This is a genomic window from Methylophaga marina, from assembly GCF_030296755.1.
Classification (GTDB): domain Bacteria; phylum Pseudomonadota; class Gammaproteobacteria; order Nitrosococcales; family Methylophagaceae; genus Methylophaga; species Methylophaga marina.
The window spans coordinates 2,989,118-3,006,409 of the sequence record NZ_AP027741.1; the positions used below are offsets into that span (position 1 = coordinate 2,989,118).

Here is a 17,292-nt window from a genome sequence, read left to right on the forward strand (position 1 = left end):
GCAGTCATTTTTATTTCACCATTACGGTGAAAAAAGATAAGGTTTTACCTCCTCGAGTACTGACCACAAAATTCACGCAGTTTTTTGCCTACACCAGCAATGAAAAATTAAGTACCTATTTAGAAAGCTTATTTTCTAAATGGGGGAATCATCTACATATCACCTCATCATTATTGCTGATTGAGACAACGGTTCGAGAGGAAGATACCGATGTGGTGCTGATGGTTGATAGCGCCATGCTGAACCACATCAACGAAAATAAACTCAAACAGCTCAAATCCAAAAATATTAAGATTATTTTGCTGTCATCATTGGCAGATGATTTGAGCCATTCACTGATAGGCGATTTGTCGGATATCACGGTGATTAAACCTATCAGTGCGTCAGAGTTATTTAATGCGAGTCGCTTATTATCAGAACAGCTTATTGAGCAACACGAACTCAGCAACCATACACCAGCAGATTCTTTATCACTACCTACCTTTTCATCAAGTAAAGTCCTTCTGGTTGAAGACGATGAAATCAATCAAATGGTAGCCAGCGGTATCCTCGAGAAATATGGAATGACGGCTGATATTGCAGAAAATGGTGCAGTCGCTTTAAATAAACTGCGTGAGAAGCAATACGATATTGTCTTTATGGATTGTATGATGCCGGTCATGGATGGCTTTACCGCCACACAACAGCTTCGCTCAGGTCAAGCCGGAGAGTTCAATCTGTCGACCCCGGTTATCGCCCTCACAGCAGATGTGATGGAAGGCGTAAAAGAAAAATGTCTCTCCGCAGGCATGTCGGACTATATTACTAAACCGATTATGCCGAATACCTTATTGGATATATTGCAGAAATGGCTTTAGCGAGTCTTACCGTTTGAGCATTTTCTCCATCAACATTCTCAATTGAACCGGTTTAATCGGTTTATGCAAAAGTTGAAAGTCATGTTGTTTAATTTCGTTCACCACACTTTCACTGGTATCCCCAGTGATAATAACGGTCGGTGTTTTACCCATTATCGTTTCAATATATGAGACAAAACGACAGCCACTATACTGACCAGGCATTCGATAATCGACGAGTAAAAAATCTGGCTTTTCCCCGTTATTTATTGCCCTAATGGCCATTTCTGTCGTGGTATAAGCCTGACAAGTGCAACCCCATCCTTGCAACAGTTCGGTCATCGCCTTAACAATACTGGCTTCATTATCGACGACCATGACATTCAGGTCTTCCAAGATATTGACACGCTGTGGCAGCTCAGCTTCTTGATGTTGGATGAGGTTTTGTTCATTACTCAAGGGCAAAGATAAGGTAATGTTGGTCCCCTTGCTGACTTCAGACTCGATCTCAATGTGATGTTCAAGTAAGTCCATAATTCGGCGCACAATGGCGAGGCCGAGACCTAAACCCTTTTGTCTGTTTCTTTCCGGGTTATCCAGTTGAACAAATTCATCAAAAATATCATCAAGCGAGTCTTTGGGTATGCCGATGCCGGTGTCATTAATATGAAGCTGGATGTGTTTATGATCTTTCACAGAGACGACAACCCTGATCCCGCCCTGCTTTGTATATCGAACCGCATTCACTAACAGGTTTGTGATAACGCGTTCAATCAGTAAAGGATCACTAAAAACGATATGCCTGGTTTTTTCTATGTCCAAACTGAGTCCATGCCTCAGTGCATCAAGTCGAAACTGGGGCTCAATTTTTGCTAACAAGCTGCCGAGATCAAAGCTGATTTTATTTGCCTGAACGATATTAGCATCCAGACGCGATATATCCATTAAGACGTCCAATAATTCATTGAGTGATTGCAAGCCTTGTTGGATATTATCTATGTCTCGCTGCTGTGACGGTGATGTCAGCTTCTCGCTTAACAACTCAGTAAACAGATTAACTGCATGTAGAGGCTGGCGAAGGTCATGGCTGGCTGAAGCCAGAAAACGTGACTTATCTCGATTGGCTTTATCCGCTACTTCTTTTTGTTCCTGTAGATCACGAATGAGATCCAAATTCTCATATTGCAATCTCAGTGATTGAGTAATGACTTTGTAAATATTGAGACAAAAAGCGAATGTGGCAGCTAAATAGACAATTGCACCAAAGCCCATCCAGTTGAAAAAATGCTCATCCTGCAACAACATAATGACACTGAGGGGTAACATGACGGGTAATGCAAACGCGGCATAGGCTATAGGTCTGGCTGAAAGTGACGCTAAACTGCCAGCGAGCATACAAACAAACGTCAAAATGACAAAAGCCAGATTAGAAATAGCCGCAGGGTCAAAAAACAGAATGCCAGCACTGCCCCATACACTGCCAGATAGCAACGCCAACAACACCTGAACTTTACCGTACCTGAAAATATCTTCACTCTGTGCCGTTGATGTATCTAATGTCTGATAGTGCCACCACCGCACAATAATCAAAAGATACAACACACAAAACCAGCTAATGGCTGCCATGGCATAGGATGTATTCTGCATGACTAATGTCATGGGTATCGCACCCAGCGCGTTACCAATAAGTGTCGCCGGGCAATTCCGGTGGGCAATCAGGATTTTTTCAATATCTATCTGTTGCTGATAAGGCCCCAGATCATTTGATGCTGGCTGACTGGTGAGTCGAAACATTAATCCAAACCAAGCTGATGGGCTTTTTTACTGGACTCGGAACGACTTTGTGTCCCCAGTGCCTGAAAAATAGCACTAACGTGTGACTTCACTGTCGGCATGCTGACCGATAATTGTTCTGCAATCGCCTGATTAGAGAAGCCTTGCCTCATCAGTCTTAAAACTTCCAGTTGTCGCTTTGTAATATTGTGCTGTCTTGCCCACTCCTCTGCGCCAGGTTTTAGATCTGAAGCAGCATTGTCTGGAAACACTTTCTGCCCAGTCATCACCTTTTCAATCGTGTTAAGAATGGTTTCACCTGAAGAAGATTTAGGAATAAAACTCATCGCACCGAGGTTAAATGCGGTATCGATATCTATCGGATCGGATGAAGCTGAGACAATAATAATCGGCACCAGACAGGATGAATCAGATAAAGACTGTAACAGTTCAAAACCATCCATTATCGGTAAACGAAGATCAATCAACGCCACATCATATTGCCCTGACATTAACTTTTCAAAAGCCTCTTGGCCGTTATTGACCGTTTCAATGATATCAATACTATCGGCTTTGCTAAGTAAGGCTGTTAAGCCATCTAAAAATAACTGATGGTCATCAACCAGTAATAGTTTCACGTCTGAGCCTCTGTCTTTTATTATTGTTATTGGTCATTATTAATAATTTTGAAAAATCAGCCTAGTTTAAATGAAAAAAAGCCGTCATTAACGACGGCTTTTTCTTCGCGTTTCACATTGACTTTAACGTTGGCTCACACGACGACGTATACCAATGAATCCCAGCAGTGCTGGTGCAAACAAGAAAATGGCTGCCGGTACGGGTACCGCACTGACACTTTCAGTAATCACCAGATTGGCAAAGGTATCACCGAAGATCACATCAAAATCAAAGCCACTCATCAGCGGCAGAATGATGTTATCAAAACTGCCGACTAAGCTGCTGAAGGTCATGAAATTAAAGATCCCGGCTTTAAGCTCTGAACCGATAAAGTCAAAACTCAACACACCCGCCAGTGTCGCCACGCCATTTACAGCAAATATATCCGTGCTATTACCATCAAACTCGATATTCATTACAACAAATGTACCTTGGGTGTAATTGCCATTCACCGTCAGTTTACTGATAGAGTTACCTGGGGTCAGGCTGGCATAATCGCTATAGCTGGTACCGTTCACTAACACATTGCTATTAATCACGCCGTGGCCGTTCAAGTTACCGCCATTAATCTTGACGCTCTTTTGGGTCATGCTGCCATTTACTGTTGTGCTGCCAGCCGTTTGAATAAACTCACCACTGCCAGACACAATGTGGCCATCTGTCGTAATAAATTGACCAGAGTTGGTGATAATGCCGTTATTTTTTAATGTCCCTTGATTGGATAAGACACCTGCATTCTCAATCGTTGCTTGGTTGTTGATCTCACCAAAGTTAGTGAAGTTACCGCTACTTTTATTGCTTATCTTTGAGGTATTCGATAGCGAACCAGTGGAGGCATTGGTCAGTTTTCCTTCATTGGAGACGCTATTTTTATTATACAAAAGCCAGTGATTATTAAACTCACCGGTGTTAGTGATGACACCGTTATTCTCCATGGCCAGAGTATTGAACTCACCGGCATTAGCAAATGTGTTGTTGTTATAAAACTCCCCGGTATTATTAAAAAGCGCACCCGTGTTATTCGTTATGCGACCTGCATTGGTGAGTCTATTATCGCTAATGAATCGACCGCTATTATTGATTTGGCCGGATGAAGCCACATTGAGATCACCTGAGGCTGAGTTAGTCAGCTGACCGCTATTGCTCAGTACCCCCTCAACGTTGAACTCATCGTTATTATTGAGCACGCCGGTATTATTGAGCGTTGCACCGACTTTATTTTTTAAGACAGAGGCATTAGTCAGTGTGCCAGCATTCTCAAAGGTGCCGCTATTTACAAACACGCCAGTATTGACAATATTGCCTCCAGCCAGGTTTGTCACGGTAGCGAAGTTATTGAAGGTACTGGTGTCAGTATTATTTATCACGCCAGTATTGGTAATGGTGTTTTCATTATCCAGCAGCCAATAACTTGTCAGCGTGCCGGAATTGGCAATAGTCCCCGTATTTTGAAGGCCGACAGAGTTAATTGCCCCTTCACTATTCAAGGTGCCATTGTTAAAAAACTCTTCCGTGTTATTGATTGTGCCGTTAACCGCATTATTGATAACACCATAATTTATCAGCCGAGCGTCATTTGACAGCATTCCCCGGTTTGTCATCGTGCCACTACTGGACAGTGTCATCTCAGCCGAACCGGTATTACTGATGTAATTATAGTTAGTTAACTGGCCACTGGTTGAAAATACAGCCGTATTATTTATTTGTCGGTTATTAATCAAGGCGCCATTATTCGCTAAGGTACCTGAGTTATTCAGCGTGCCATCGTTCGTTAAAGAGCCCGAATCACTGTTGGTGAGTAAGGTTTCATTATCAAGCTGACTGTAATAGCTCATATTAAACTCACCTTCATTAGTGATGTTCGAGGGTGAATATTTCTGATTCAGCAATTTACCCTTCAGGTTAAGGGTGCCATCAGATTTATTGATGAGGGTATTAACGTTAGCAACCTCTGCATAGTCATCAATCAAAAACTGGCTGTAATTATTTACTGTGGCGCTATTAACAAATTTACCCTGATCAATAAATTGGCCGTGATTATTGATATCGCCATAATTTGCCATTGTGGAATATAAAGTGGAGGTAAATGTGCCCTTATTGTTCAGCACACCGCCATTGGCAAACACACCGCTGTTGAGGAATTGCCCGTTTTCGTTGTTATTTAAAGTGCCAGCATTAGCAAATTGACCACTATCTGAGTTAATCAAGCTACCCGCATTGTTGAGTGTGCCGGTTTCGTTATTTCTGATAATGCCGTGATTGGTTAAGGTGCCACCGGCCTGATTGCTGAGTATGCCGTTGTTATTCAAACTTGCTGTTGTATGATTAACAAAACTGGCCATATTAGCGTTGTCGAATCTGCCAGTTTGCTGATTGTTGAAAGTTGCGTGATTATTTACGATACCATTTGCTTGATTATTGAAGGCAGAAGCGTTGGTAAATTGAGCACCACTATTATTGTTGACTACACCGTTGTTATTGAACGTGGCATCCTTCTCATTGGACATCGTGGCATTGTTGTTTATTGTGCCAGTATTCTCTAGCTTTCCCTTTTTATACTCGTTACCAAGGTAAGTATAGCCAGCTCTATTTACGAAATTGCTATCATTTGTAATCAAACCTGTATTCGTGAATTTATAAAATGTGGTGAATGAATGACTGGTGGTATTGTTTAGTTGACCTGTGTTAAGGAATATACCCTCATTTTCTACGCTAGAGTCATTTTGAAAAACACCTTCATTTTTAAAAGATGAACCGATTCTATTATGAAGAAATCTATTATTCTGAAATATGCCTGAGGCTCTGTTTTCAACTTCGCCATATCTGTTATTAAAAAACAATCCCGTATTTTCGTATAGACCGGCGTTTGTAATCTTTCCGTAATTTTTTATCGTAGGCAGCGATGTACCGTTGTTTGTTACCACCCCATCTTGGTCAATGAATATATTGCCACCGTTACGATGCTCACCGGTCATTTCCCATCTACCATTGGTAGAGATATAACCGCCACTAAAATTCTCAAGGTAATGAGACTTAAAGACGGAGTTACTGCCATTTTGGATAGCCGCTTTATTCCAAATATTGCCTCTATAACTATCAAAGGTGGCATTATTCTCGATTAAGTGCTCATTGGTTATCCAACCCCGGTTATCGATTAAGCCATTATTAATTACAGTGCCAGAAGTCATATTGACAAAACTATTACCACCACCCGATTTAGATAGATTGCCACCTGCTGTAATAGTTATTTTACTCGCGTTTTTATATCCATCTAAGCCGATATAACCATCGCTAACGGTGATGGGAGATGTGTTTGTACCGTGGAGTCCTGTGACAGCATGCACAACTGACGGTGTCAGTAAAAATGAGCTGCACAGCAACGTAGTTGAGAGCGACAGAAACTGTCGTTGTTTATTTATCATCACTCGGATTCCTTGCGTTTGTGCAACCCAGCCACCTTGTTAAACAACAAGGCCTGTGGCTTTCCGTCCCTGATTCACACCAAGTTTGGCCGATTAAATAACACGTCGATCATAATGAAAGGGGGTATAGCGACTATCAGCCAAAAGTATGATTTTGTGAGAAAAATAAAATAAGCAATAAAAAAGGGAGTCACTGACTCCCTTCTAAATATGGTGTGATAAAAGAAATTAACTTTCTTTCTTGTCTTTGCAGGATGGGCCTTTATCGCCCTTATGTTTTTTATGGGCGGCTTTGGCTTCTTCTTTGGTCACTTGACCATCACCATTGGCATCCAATTTTTCAAAACGTTTTAATGCCGCTGCGGTCGCTTCCTCTTTTGTAATTACACCATCACCATTGGTGTCGATATGAGCGAAATATCCTTTTTTATCGTGTTTAGCCATATCGTCAGTTGATACTGGTTCAGCAAATGTAGCTGAGCTAATGGCCATCGCAGCTAAGGCTGTGAAAAGTGTTGTTGATAATGTTTTCATCATAAATCCCTCTTTTGTTTGTTGGGATTTTTAGACTACGCCGACCCAAGTTAAGAAATGGTTATTACATCCAAACAAATCAATATTATTTTTCTATCGCTAGTTTTATCTCAGCTACAGCGTGTTTAATTTGTGCTTCATCTGAGAAGCGTCCCAAACTGATGCGTAAAGATGATCCTGCTTCTTCATCTGTCAGCCCAATCGCTTTTAATACATGCGAAAGCAAGACCATTTCACTATTACATGCTGATCCAGTAGAGGCACAGACATTGGGTTGGAGTTTTTCTAATAGCTTATTCGCATCGCAACCAATGAATTGCACATTAATATTGCCAGGGTGACACTGAGTTTGTGTGCCATTCAATTTAAATGGAATATGTGTCGCTTCCAGTTGTTGTAGAAACAAACGTTTCAAATGCGTTAATTGTTCACGGTGAGTTTTTGCTTCTTGTTTGGTGATACGCATCGCTTCAGCAAAACCAACACACAGTGGGGTGGCCAAGGTGCCTGAACGCATTCCAAACTGCTGCCCTCCTCCCTGAATGAAAGGCGGTAACTCGGCTTGAAGATCATTTTTAATATAAAGCGCACCGATGCCTTTGGGACCATAGACTTTATGGGCAGACAAACTCAGCATATCGACATTCCAGTCTTTCACGTCAATATCCATCGCTTCCGGTGCTTGAGCCGCATCACAATGAAACAGAGCGCCTGCCGCGTGTGCCATTTCAGCAAAAGTTTTCACATCCTGAATGGTGCCAATTTCATTATTGACCGCCATAATGCAGACCAACAATGTCTGATCAGACAATAATGATTGATAAGCGTCTACATCAATCAGCCCCGTGCTATCGACTGGAATTTCTTTGACTTTGTAACCTAGTTTTGCGGCATAAAAATAGGCGGCATTTTTAATACATTTATGTTCGATTTCACTGATAAGGATGTCACGGCGATCTGTTGTATTGCCAAATAACACACTGGCAATCGCCTGATTATTTGACTCTGTCGCACCCGAAGTAAAAATCACTTCTTCAGAAGAGGCATTAATACAGTTTTCAATTGTACTGCGTGCGGCCTCAACCGCTGCCGCTGACTGCTGACCTAGAACATGGGCAGTGGAATGTGGATTAGCAAAAATCTCATGGTTATAGGGTGCCATTGCGCTAACAACGCGAGGCTCTATCGGCGTTGTTGCCTGATAGTCTAGGTAAATTGAACTACCGGTTTGCATTGACTGCTCCACTTTTTAATATCAGATAATCAGAGGGTGATATAAAGATTGACGTCATAGGATAGCGAGAAACACCAGCTATTGGCTACGCATAAACGTATTTATTGCACTGATAAAATCAACATGACGCTCAGATAACAGGCAAAAAAAGCTGTTACCGAGGAGGAGTAAAATCGGTAACAGCTTGAAGGATCATTAGCATTTTATTTTTTTATTATTTCCTGATGCGCTTTGTTGCTTGCTTCATTCGAAGAGAGCTTGTGACTTTCAACCAGACTGGTTTCAATTTTATTTATATTTTTGGGATCAACGTTTTTGCTATCGGCAACGGCGACAGAAGCAGAGCTGGCGATACTCAACGCACTAATAGAGAGAAAGGTATTTAATCTGTTCATAGGATGACTCCTTAAATTGACTGAGCTAATGATTAGCTACAGTTCAGTTATAGACCCTGGATACTGAATTTTTGCTGAACGAGATTAAGGAAGGCTTAAGTAATTAAGTAATAAAACAAAATGTGTTAGCTACTTCAAATTATTGTGCAAATAAATGATAAGGCGAGCTTCCAGTCCAACGCTTAAAGGCTCGTCGAAAATTATTCATGTCATTAAAACAGAGGTACTCGGCTATTTCCTGGCTATTCATCTGTTTAACCTCATACAAATAAATAGCGGTATGTTTTCTGACCAAATCTAATTGTTGTTGAAAGCTGGTTTGATGCTTTTTGAGCTTTCGTTTCATGGAGGCCGGGCTGAGGCCAAATGAAAATGACACTTTATCCAAATTAAGCGGTTCGTCTATATGTGACTGAAGGTAGCTGTATATTTGATCAAGAAAACTATACGGGCTGTATTCTTCAGAGAGTTGCTTGTCACTCTCTTTTAAGGCGCCCTGCATGCCAAACTTAGATGCATTCGGCCAAGGTGTATCTAAACAGTATCTGGGTAGGCGTATTCGGTTCATCTGTTGATTAAAGCGAATAGCTTGTCCAAAGTTGACCCAATATTGTTCAACGTATTCAGGTTCATCGTAGCTAAATTCAAACTGCCAAGGCATTTTTTCACCAGCTAACCACGCCACCATCGACACAAAAGCGGACATGTAAGACTCAATAATAAATCTGTGTTGTTCTATGCTCCCAGTACTGTCAACCCAATACAAAAATAGCTCATCATCATTTTCATAATATCGGGGCGTGAATAGTGGCGACAAAATGGCATGATATTCACAAAGAATCGTTATTGCCTGACGTAAGTTATTCGCTTGCTGTAAAGCTTGACTCACAGAACCATAAAATCCAGGAAATAAACGCTGACCATATAAAAAGCTTATATCATCAGCATCCGTTAGTTTCTGACAGTTTTTGATTAACGTCAGATATTGGTCAGGACTAATGCGCTCTTCAGCCTGCTCAAAATCACCAAGCTGTAAACGCGTTCCTTTCAGTAGATGATACTCAGACACATCACGTGACAGTGCCAATTCGACTAATACAGCGGGCTGATAATGAGGTGTGATACAGGGGGTATCTAGCTCATATCCCAGCGTTTTTACCAGCTTTGCCATGGTTCAGATGACAGGTGCAGCTGTTTGTTTACGCTGGCTAAGAAGTTGATTTAATCGTTTAATTAACGAATCAGAATCATCCCTTTTTGCCATGGTAATGGCGGTCGTTGCTGTTAAATAGACACGCTGCTGTGACTCCTGCGTACGGTAAGCAAAACTGGCTACCGCATGTTGCAGATCCTGACTCAGCTGTTTTGCCTCAGCCTCATCGGTGTCGTGTAAGAGGATGACGAAACGGTCGCCAGCCAAGCGACAGATCAAATCCTTATCACGCAGGTTTAACAGTAATAGCTGACAGACCAGCTGGAGGATGTGATCGCCCTCTTTTATGCCATACAAACGATTAATCACATTGAAATCATCAAGATCAATGGCGATGAGCGCCAATGGTTGCTGATTCTTTTTACTCTCTGCCAAGGATAGCTTGAGCTGTTTTTTTAAATAAGCGCCGCCGCCAACAGGCATAAGCTTGTCAAACAAACGGTGCTCGCGAAAATACCGTTCACGTTTTACCATTTGAGCACTGATAGCAATTTCTTCCTGATGCCAATGATAGATACCAATACTTAATAATATTAAGGCAATAGGTATCGGCATACTTTCAAGCCAGTTGTGCCAGATTAAGGTTGATGGCATACGAATGAACTCATCCATAAAGTCCATCGACCAGGAAAAAACAATGGCGCATAAACCAAATGCCAACAGCCGCGTTACTCTGCCTGCAGGTCGACTCCGAAGTAATAAGGCCAACCAGAAAAAGGCTAGGATGACCATGCCGCCCTCTGACATAACATCCAACCAGTTCACCTCGCTTATCGGCTTTACGTCACCCCTTGCTCGTAAAATGAGGGTCCCGGAAACAATAGCTGTCGCCAAGCCATAAAAATAAGAAGTCTGTAAAAACGGTCGTTTTTTCATTGATTTAAGTGCACTAAATATCAGCTAGAAACATTGAATGTTGGCGACACTACGCTAAAAAAATGACAGTGTTGTGACATCACATGCAGTCAATTTAGCTCACAAAAAAATGACCATTTCTTCATTTTTTTGATGTTTAAACCGTGCAGCAAATAGTCATATGACGTTGTTTTTAAAGAATTAAGCTAGGTGGGATAGGCTTATTTCCAACTCAACATTTTTAACTTCGTCATGGTCATTTCAGCTCAAATATACGGTCACCACTAATCTATCTTATTGTTTTTAAATGCTTTTAAATTTTTCTGTCATCTAACTGTCATTTAGCCTACCTACACTTGCCGCCATCGAACCACTATGACGACAAGGATATTTATGAAAAAGACAAACCTGATGTTAGAGCGACCCAGTTTTAAGTTAAGTCTGATTGCTCTCGGGATAAGTAGTTTTATCAGTAATGGCGTCCAAGCTGAGGATGACCTCAATCTGGAAACTGTTCGCGTGATTGGACAGGCAGTACAGATTGACAAAGCACTCACTGAACAACGCAACTCAAATAGTATTGAGAGTGTGGTGCATGCGGATGGCATTGGCCAGTTACCCGATGATAACGCTGCTGAAGCATTACAGCGTTTACCGGGTGTGTCTGTGGCAAACGATCAGGGTGAAGGACGTTTTGTTACTGTTCGTGGACTGGCTCCTGAACTGAATGCCGTTACTATCAATGGTACTAATGTGCCCTCACCTGAGAGTGATACCCGGGCTGTTGCACTGGATGTTTTGCCGAGTGAGTTGGTGCAATCTCTTTCAGTGGTAAAAACATTAACCCCTGATATGGATGCGAACTCGCTGGGCGGCACCATCAATGTCAGAAGTCTGTCAGCCTTTGATCATGATGGCCTGTTCTATACGCTCTCAACAGAAGGTAGTTTTGATGATAATACTGACCAAATCAGCCCTAAAGGCTCAGGTGCAGTCAGTAATATTTTCAGTATTGGCGATGGGGTCGATAACTTTGGTGTGGCCGCGGCCTTGAGTTGGCAAAAACGGGACTTTGGTTCAGATAATGTTGAAACCGGTGGCGCCTGGGATTTCGATGGTAGTCAACCGCGTCTCGAGGAACTGGAACAACGTGATTACGAAATTTCACGTGAGCGTCTGGGTTTAGGGGTCAATTTTGATTACAAAGCCGACGTCAATACCAGTTACTACCTGCGTACTTTATTCAGTCGTTTTACAGATACGGAAACCCGTAACGCGGCTGGTATTGAATTTGCCGATCCCCTACTCCCAAATGAATCAGGCGATGACGCTGAAGGTTTCCGTGAATTAAAAGATCGTGAAGAGACCCAAGAAATTCAGTCTTATGTATTCGGTGGTGAGAAAACTATCGGTTTATGGAAGATTGATGGTCAGATTGGATATAGCCGTGCCAGTGAAGACACGCCAGGTCATCTTGCTGGTGCCAAGTTTGTTGGTGATTTCGATAATGTCAGCTACAGCGGCACCTCAAAACCGAGATTAAATGCCGGATCAGATTATTACGACCCAGCCAGCTTTGAACTTGATGAAGTGGAATGGGAAGAACAAAAAACTACCGATACCGAAAAGAATATCAAAATTGATCTTGCCAGAGACTTTGATATTCAAGGTTACGCTTCGCAATTGAAATTTGGCGGTAAGTTATCACGCCGTGAAAAAGATAATGAAGTTGATGCCTGGGCTTTTGAAGACTTTGGTACCAACGATACCAGTCTTGCTGCCTATAGTGCTGGTAATGTGGATTACAGTCTAAACCGATATGGTCAAGGTATTAGTAGCTCGGCATTAGAGCGTCTTATCGGTCGACTAGATAAAGCAGGCAATGTGGATGCTGAAGAGTCACAAATTAATGACTTTGTGATGAATGAAGATATTAACGCTGCCTATGTCATGAATACCTTAGACCTCGACGACTGGACGATTATCGCCGGCCTTCGTTATGAGGGAACAGAGTTTAAAGCAAAAGGTACAGGTATCAGAGACGGTAACTTTGAAGCTATTTCCAGCAAAAACAGTTACCACAACTGGTTACCAGGCTTACATTTACGTTATTACCTTGATGATAAAACTCAGGTTCGTGCGGCATGGACCAATAGTGTTGTCCGCCCAACATTTGAAGCCTTAGCCCCAGGATTTGCCATTGATGGTGATGAAGCAAGCTTTGGTAATCCAGATTTAGATCCGATGACATCAAAAAATCTGGACTTAGGTATCGAACATTACATGGGACGAGCGGGCGCGGTGTCGGCGTATGTGTTCTATAAAGATATCTCTGATTTTGTCTATAACACTGACCTCGGTGGTACAGGTATGTTTACAGACTTTGATCAGGCAGAAACTTTTGATAACGGTGATACAGCAAAAGTCTATGGTCTTGAGCTGGCCTATACACAAAAGCTGAGTTGGCTACCCGCCCCGTGGAATGGCTTGTTACTGGGAGCAAATGCCACATTCAGTCAATCCGATGCTGAAATTGAAGGTTTAGGACAAAAACGTGATATCGATTTACCAGGTCAATCCAACCAAGTCGCCAACTTGATGGTTGGTTGGGAAAACGACAAACTCAGCATGCGTTTATCGGCTAACTACAAGTCTTCTTATCTATCAGAAGTCGCAGGTATTGATGATAAAGAACATGATCAATATGTCGACTCACAGCTCTTCCTCGACTTTAGCACCAGCTACTTTGTAACCAAAAATGCCCAGATTACTTTGGAAGCAAAAAATCTTACTGATGAAGAGTATTACGTCTATACCGGCAGCAGTGCTTACAACGCTCAATATGAAGAATATGGGCCAAGCATTAAACTTGGTTTCACATTAACTAACTTCTAAAACATATTGAAATATATAGATATATAACATGAATAAATTACGATTAAAACCGACCTTATTAGCCTCGTGCCTGATGGCCTTTTTACCGCTATCAGCATTGGCTGATAAGACACTACACGCAGTTGATAATCAACATAACCGCCATATTGAATCAACACAGCTACTTAACAAAACAGTCATAAATCATGCTGACCGTCTTGTTGCTTATACACAAAAAGGCATTGCACTTGAATCTGTAGATGGCAAAACCATGAGCCTGCTTAAAGGTAACTTTGGTAGCGTTGACCATCGTCAGGTAAAGCAAGGCCTGTTATTGGCAAGCGTTGATCTGGATCGACAGCAGGCCATGGTGGCATTGTTTGATGACACTTCACAAGATTGGGTTGCTAGCACCTATCTCCCACAACCTGATTTTAAAATTGAAAGTGTCTGTCTATATCAAGATGAGACACAAAATGGGTTCTTGTTTCTGGTTGGTGAGCAGGGACAAGGAGAGCAATGGCTGGTGGCTGATGCCTCCTCTCCCATTGCTCTCCCTCAATTAATTCGCCACATAAGCACACCACCTGAAAGTGAATACTGCCAGGTTGATGATGCTCTTTCACGTTTCTATATTAACGAAGAAAGCGTTGGCATATGGGCTTATGATGCTCATCCTGAGGCCGACCTCAGCCGCTATCCTGTTGCGCTTGTTGAGCCATTTGGCCAATTAAAAGACAGCGCTGCAGGTATGACGATTGTGCCAGGTGGTTTATTAGTCCTTGATGCTGAATCATCTAGCTTATCAGTTTATGTAGAACATCAAGAACAATGGCAGCTTGAGACAACCTTTCCATTAAAGCAGTTGATCGAACCTGAAGCCATCAGTGCCAGAATGGATGGCGAAAAGTTAGATATTATTATCAAACACGATATGGGCACGGCTTCTTATACTCTGACTTGGCCACATAAAAAGACGTCGTCACCAGAAGCGATACCACTTGTTACACCTTTAAAACAAACAGACCCTGTACCCAGTTTAGGTGATGCTGCCGATGATCCTGCTATCTGGGTTAATCAACGTGATCCTGAACAAAGTCTGATATTGGGTACAGATAAGCAAGGTGGTCTGGGCGTCTACGACCTAGATGGTAAAACACAGTCCTTTTTAGCAGTGGGGAGACTCAATAATGTCGATGTTCGTCACGGCTTTCACTTCAACGGTAAACAAGTTGATTTAGCGATTGCCAGCAACCGAGATAACAACTCACTTCATGTATTTGCCATCGATCCCGACAGCAGAAAAGTCAGCGAAATAGGTGAAGTGGCTACCCATGCACAGGATATTTATGGTCTGTGTATGTATAAAAATAAACAAGGTGATATCTACACCATTGTTAATGATAAAGATGGTCGTTTTTTTCAGTATCTGATGCAGGATAAACACGGCAATATCGCTGGTGAACTAGTACGTCAGTTCAAGGTGGCTACCCAACCTGAAGGCTGTGTAGCAGATGATAAACATGATCGACTGTTTATTGGTGAAGAAAACAGAGCGGTCTGGACACTGGATGCCAGGGCTGATGAACCGACTGTGATGACACAGGTCATGCCAGTTGCGGAGCACCTCAAAGAAGATATTGAAGGCATCAGTTTGTATCAGACACAACAGCAGAACTTTTTAGTGATATCCAGTCAAGGTAATAACAGTTATGTGATTTTGGATGCCCTGCCTCCTTTTGCCTACCGTGGTGTGTTTCGTATTGGTTTTAATACGGCTGCAGGCATTGATGGCGTGTCGGAAACAGATGGCCTTGATGTGACTAGCATCAACCTTGGCCAATCTTGGCAGCAAGGCATGTTGGTTGTGCAAGATGGTCGTAACCGTATGCCTCGGGCAAACCAGAACTTCAAATATGTGCCATGGTCAGCCATTGCTGATCAGCTTGGCCTGACAGACATCAGTAAATAAGGAGTCAATCATGGAAACAGCAATGCATGAAATGACCATTTGGGGGCTGGTGAGTGATGCCAGTATATTAGTCAAAATAGTCATGTTAATTCTGGTATTGGCATCGATGGTGAGCTGGTATCTGATTCTTTGGCGTTCAAATGTACTCAGTCGTCTGGAGAAACAAAATAAGCTGTTTCAACAGCAATTCAGACAAACGGCGGATATGACGTCATTACCTGAAGCAACAACAAAAGCGACTTTACACAAAGCGATTCCAGCCATATTTCAGGCTGGCTGGCAGGAGTATGAGAAATATCAGCATATCGGCACCATGGCAGAAGATGAAAAAGTGGAAAATATTGAACGAGCCATGTTGGTCAATATTGGCGAGCAGGAAGCCGAACTTGAAAAAGGTCTTTCTTACCTGGCTACCATTGGTTCAGTCAGCCCCTACATCGGCTTGTTCGGTACGGTCTGGGGCATTATGAACTCATTTATTGGCCTGTCCCAGGTTGAACAAGCGACATTAAACACCGTGGCCCCAGGTATTGCTGAAGCCTTGATTGCCACCGCAATCGGCTTATTTGCAGCGATCCCGGCAGTGGTTGCCTATAACCAGCTGAGTAAACGTGCTGGTGCTATCAGCACACTTTATTATCATTTTGGTAATGAGTTCATCACGCGTTTACAGCGTGTGATGCACCGTGCGCCTTTAGCCAAGGCAGCGTGAGGTTGTCATGCTAAGAAAACCAGTTGCTAAACAAGCCTTAAAGGCAGAAATGAATGTGGTGCCTTATATCGACGTGATGCTTGTGTTATTGGTCATTTTTATGGTGACGGCTCCCCTTTTGGTACAGGGTGTCAAACTGGAGTTACCTAAAATCGCATCTGAAGCACTACCTACAGACAGTCAAAAGACGATTCTGACCTTATCCGTCGTGTCTGATGGGAGTTACTACTGGAATGTCGGTCCTGAAGTCGATATTCAATCCCGCTCAGATCAGGCTGTCAGCTTAGATGACATGGTCGAGAAAATAGAACAAATCAAACAACAACACGAGGCGTTATTGTTTTTTATCCGTGGTGATAAAAGCACAGACTATGCTTCAGTTGTAAAAGCCATCGCTGCGTTACAAAAAGTGGGCATTGCTGATGTGGGTCTGATTACGGAGTCACCAGATGCCTGAATTAGTAATACGTCAACACGATTACTTGAGTGAACCATTTTCTGCGGCCAAACTCAACAAATCTGCTTTAGTGGAAGTGGCGGTGTTTCATTTAGCCATAGCCGCTTTATTGCTTCACTCATGGACGCCTGCAGCCCAGATGGCGCCAGCGGTAAAAACAGTCAATATTCAAATGTTTGAACTGCCGAAACAGAAAAAGGTCATTGAAGAAAAAGTGATTGAAAAGACGCCACCGCCTATTGAGCCTGAGCCTGTTATTAAGCCAGAGCCCCCGTTAAAAAAGCGGTGGTAGAAAATGATCTTGCATTCAAACGTGTTGAAAAACCGGTAAAGAAAG

14 protein-coding genes and 1 riboswitch are annotated in these 17,292 nt (G+C 42.4%); of the genes, 6 read left to right on the forward strand and 8 right to left on the reverse strand.

Annotation, left to right across the window (positions count from 1 at the left end; genetic code table 11):
* Nucleotides 1-26: 26 nt before the first annotated feature.
* Nucleotides 27-857: a response regulator gene (locus tag QUE24_RS15160; RefSeq protein WP_286304621.1), complete on the forward strand. Its 831-nt coding sequence runs from the start codon at nucleotides 27-29 to the stop codon at nucleotides 855-857.
* Nucleotides 858-863: 6 nt separating this feature from the next.
* Here the strand turns inward: QUE24_RS15160 and QUE24_RS15165 are convergent, their stop codons facing one another.
* The 8 genes from QUE24_RS15165 to QUE24_RS15200 form a co-directional block, all read right to left on the reverse strand.
* Complete coding sequence (locus QUE24_RS15165; RefSeq protein ID WP_425541717.1) at nucleotides 864-2,162, reverse strand: ATP-binding response regulator; 1,299 nt, start codon at nucleotides 2,160-2,162, stop codon at nucleotides 864-866.
* 467 nt (nucleotides 2,163-2,629) lie between these two features.
* Nucleotides 2,630-3,247 carry a response regulator transcription factor gene (locus QUE24_RS15170; protein ID WP_286304623.1) on the reverse strand — a complete coding sequence of 206 codons (618 nt, stop codon included), beginning with the start codon at nucleotides 3,245-3,247 and terminating at the stop codon, nucleotides 2,630-2,632.
* Between the two features lie 123 nt (nucleotides 3,248-3,370).
* Nucleotides 3,371-6,709 (reverse strand): beta strand repeat-containing protein, encoded by a 3,339-nt coding sequence (locus QUE24_RS15175; RefSeq protein WP_286304624.1) that lies wholly within the window; start codon nucleotides 6,707-6,709, stop codon nucleotides 3,371-3,373.
* A gap of 18 nt (nucleotides 6,710-6,727) precedes the next feature.
* Nucleotides 6,728-6,809: riboswitch (cyclic di-GMP riboswitch) on the reverse strand.
* Between the two features lie 128 nt (nucleotides 6,810-6,937).
* Nucleotides 6,938-7,246, reverse strand: a complete 309-nt coding sequence (locus tag QUE24_RS15180) for an EF-hand domain-containing protein (protein ID WP_286304625.1) — start codon at nucleotides 7,244-7,246, stop codon at nucleotides 6,938-6,940.
* An 82-nt stretch (nucleotides 7,247-7,328) separates the two neighbouring features.
* On the reverse strand, nucleotides 7,329-8,477 hold the full coding sequence (locus tag QUE24_RS15185) for a cysteine desulfurase family protein (protein ID WP_286304626.1): 1,149 nt from the start codon (nucleotides 8,475-8,477) through the stop codon (nucleotides 7,329-7,331).
* Nucleotides 8,478-8,680: 203 nt separating this feature from the next.
* Entirely contained in the window at nucleotides 8,681-8,872 is a 192-nt protein-coding gene (locus tag QUE24_RS15190; RefSeq protein WP_286304627.1) for a hypothetical protein, read from the reverse strand.
* Between the two features lie 139 nt (nucleotides 8,873-9,011).
* Complete coding sequence (locus tag QUE24_RS15195) at nucleotides 9,012-10,043, reverse strand: AraC family transcriptional regulator (protein WP_286304628.1); 1,032 nt, start codon at nucleotides 10,041-10,043, stop codon at nucleotides 9,012-9,014.
* A 3-nt stretch (nucleotides 10,044-10,046) separates the two neighbouring features.
* Nucleotides 10,047-10,961 carry a GGDEF domain-containing protein gene (locus tag QUE24_RS15200; protein WP_286304629.1) on the reverse strand — a complete coding sequence of 305 codons (915 nt, stop codon included), beginning with the start codon at nucleotides 10,959-10,961 and terminating at the stop codon, nucleotides 10,047-10,049.
* A 372-nt stretch (nucleotides 10,962-11,333) separates the two neighbouring features.
* Here QUE24_RS15200 and QUE24_RS15205 point away from each other — a divergent pair, with 372 nt between their 5' ends.
* From QUE24_RS15205 to QUE24_RS15225, 5 genes are read left to right on the forward strand one after another with little or no spacing between them, the layout of a single operon-like run.
* Nucleotides 11,334-13,835, forward strand: coding sequence for a TonB-dependent receptor (locus tag QUE24_RS15205; protein WP_286304630.1), 2,502 nt, complete (start codon nucleotides 11,334-11,336; stop codon nucleotides 13,833-13,835).
* Between the two features lie 28 nt (nucleotides 13,836-13,863).
* Nucleotides 13,864-15,786: a phytase gene (locus tag QUE24_RS15210; protein ID WP_286304631.1), complete on the forward strand. Its 1,923-nt coding sequence runs from the start codon at nucleotides 13,864-13,866 to the stop codon at nucleotides 15,784-15,786.
* Nucleotides 15,787-15,796: 10 nt separating this feature from the next.
* Nucleotides 15,797-16,498, forward strand: a complete 702-nt coding sequence (gene tolQ, locus QUE24_RS15215; RefSeq protein WP_286304632.1) for a protein TolQ — start codon at nucleotides 15,797-15,799, stop codon at nucleotides 16,496-16,498.
* Between the two features lie 7 nt (nucleotides 16,499-16,505).
* Nucleotides 16,506-16,955: a protein TolR gene (tolR, locus tag QUE24_RS15220; protein ID WP_286304633.1), complete on the forward strand. Its 450-nt coding sequence runs from the start codon at nucleotides 16,506-16,508 to the stop codon at nucleotides 16,953-16,955.
* Nucleotides 16,948-17,247, forward strand: coding sequence for a hypothetical protein (locus QUE24_RS15225; RefSeq protein WP_286304634.1), 300 nt, complete (start codon nucleotides 16,948-16,950; stop codon nucleotides 17,245-17,247). Before tolR ends, QUE24_RS15225 begins: the two co-directional genes overlap by 8 nt.
* Nucleotides 17,248-17,292 lie beyond the last annotated feature (45 nt).

Coding starts and splice junctions, on each gene's coding strand:
- QUE24_RS15165 (WP_425541717.1), bottom strand. CDS start 2,162: ATGTTACCCCTCAGTGTCATTATGTTGTTGCAGGATGAGCATTTTTTC.
- QUE24_RS15175 (WP_286304624.1), bottom strand. CDS start 6,709: ATGATAAATAAACAACGACAGTTTCTGTCGCTCTCAACTACGTTGCTG.
- QUE24_RS15180 (WP_286304625.1), bottom strand. CDS start 7,246: ATGATGAAAACATTATCAACAACACTTTTCACAGCCTTAGCTGCGATG.
- QUE24_RS15185 (WP_286304626.1), bottom strand. CDS start 8,477: ATGCAAACCGGTAGTTCAATTTACCTAGACTATCAGGCAACAACGCCG.
- QUE24_RS15190 (WP_286304627.1), bottom strand. CDS start 8,872: ATGAACAGATTAAATACCTTTCTCTCTATTAGTGCGTTGAGTATCGCC.
- QUE24_RS15195 (WP_286304628.1), bottom strand. CDS start 10,043: ATGGCAAAGCTGGTAAAAACGCTGGGATATGAGCTAGATACCCCCTGT.
- QUE24_RS15200 (WP_286304629.1), bottom strand. CDS start 10,961: ATGAAAAAACGACCGTTTTTACAGACTTCTTATTTTTATGGCTTGGCG.
- QUE24_RS15205 (WP_286304630.1), top strand. CDS start 11,334: ATGAAAAAGACAAACCTGATGTTAGAGCGACCCAGTTTTAAGTTAAGT.
- QUE24_RS15210 (WP_286304631.1), top strand. CDS start 13,864: ATGAATAAATTACGATTAAAACCGACCTTATTAGCCTCGTGCCTGATG.
- tolQ (WP_286304632.1), top strand. CDS start 15,797: ATGGAAACAGCAATGCATGAAATGACCATTTGGGGGCTGGTGAGTGAT.
- tolR (WP_286304633.1), top strand. CDS start 16,506: ATGCTAAGAAAACCAGTTGCTAAACAAGCCTTAAAGGCAGAAATGAAT.
- QUE24_RS15225 (WP_286304634.1), top strand. CDS start 16,948: ATGCCTGAATTAGTAATACGTCAACACGATTACTTGAGTGAACCATTT.